At 63.2% G+C, this 1,313-nt stretch carries 3 protein-coding genes; all 3 read right to left on the minus strand.

The genetic code is table 11. From position 1 onward, the window contains the following. A partial coding sequence (locus ABT116_RS47035) for a DUF4247 domain-containing protein (protein WP_351647499.1) occupies positions 1-367 on the minus strand: 367 nt, incomplete at its 3' end. A 23-nt stretch (positions 368-390) separates the two neighbouring features. After that, positions 391-870, minus strand: coding sequence for a DUF2617 family protein (locus ABT116_RS47040; RefSeq protein WP_351647495.1), 480 nt, complete (start codon positions 868-870; stop codon positions 391-393). Positions 871-887: 17 nt separating this feature from the next. Beyond that, positions 888-1,313: DUF4178 domain-containing protein (locus tag ABT116_RS47045; RefSeq protein WP_351647497.1), on the minus strand; the 426-nt coding region annotated here is incomplete at its 5' end.

A 1,313-nucleotide genomic window follows, 5' to 3' on the forward strand; every position in this document is an offset into this window, starting at 1 on the left:
GCCCTACGAGATAGAACACCGCATCCGCAATCACTTCGGGATCGACCCACGGGTGGCCCAGGTACGCGTATCCGCCGCTGCGATACGTGCCGTCGATGTCCTCTACCTTGATGGTGCTGCCACCGCCCGAAGCCGAACTGACAGTGACGATGTCGTCGTCGTAGCGCAGGTATTCGTTGCCGCCGTCAGCACTTCGCGCCGCTGGTTCGTCCGCGTCGACAATCCGCGAGACGGTCGTGCCCACTGGATCTTTCGACGAGTACAACACGACGTCGCCATCCTGGGACGTCTTGGAATAGTTGTCCGCGATGAAGTCCTTGGCGCCACCACCGCACGCCGACAACACAATTGCGGCCGCCACCATCACCGGAGCCAACCACGTCCGCCCCCTCACGGTCGCCACCTACTGCGCGTCTTCACGATCACTCCTGTCCCCTCCCCCGGGTACAAATGCCAACTCTGCCAACTCCACCCCTGGCGGTCTCGCACGCCACACAACGCGGTCAACGCTGTGTCGTCGCCGGGAAAGGATCCGCAGATCCAACCGTCCTGGCCGGCGGACTCTCTCAACGATGCAGCTTCCGAATCGAATTCGACTCGGTCCAGGACCAGCGAAGAAGACTCGAACCGGTAGTTATCCGTGGACTCCACTGCCGGCAAGGGTTCACCGCCGGCGGCAAGAGCATCGCACGAAACCTGCTCGGTCAGTTCCTTTCCCGACGCCCGGGCCGTCACCACGTGAGATGCCCCGAGCACTCCGAGTGTCAACGTCGCATCGGAAGTTTCGATCACCAACTCGGCGAGGGCCGGCGGCGAGGGCGCTCCCAGCACCAACCCCAGTGCCGAGGCATTCACGTCGGTCGGTTCCACATCGAGTCGATACAGGCTCATTCCGGGGGGCCCGAGTGGATGACAGTGAGTTCGCTGCGAGTGACCGCCCGTCCCGTGGAAACCTCCCACGACTGTCCGCGCGCCCACTTCTCGAATGCGATCAGACCGGTCTTGTCGGCGGTCGCATAGTCCGCGTATTCCATCGAGCCGGAAGGGGCCGTACCCGTCGTACCCTCGGCCGTGAACTTCGCCGTTCCACTTTCGATCTTGCGGTGAACCTTGTCGTCGAGAACGACGTCGCCGTTCGGGACCAGGTTGGTTCCTTCCCGACGCATCCAGAGAGTCATCTCCAGTTCACCCTCGTCGTCCTCCACAGTCAGCCAGCGGCGACCGGTCGACCCGTCGAGAAGGTGCTCACGCCAGATGTACCTGCTCCAGCGGCAGGTCCTCCACGCCGACGACGATGGTGATGCGGGAGATGT

Source organism: Streptomyces sp. NPDC002130, assembly GCF_040296465.1.
GTDB lineage: Bacteria > Actinomycetota > Actinomycetes > Streptomycetales > Streptomycetaceae > Streptomyces.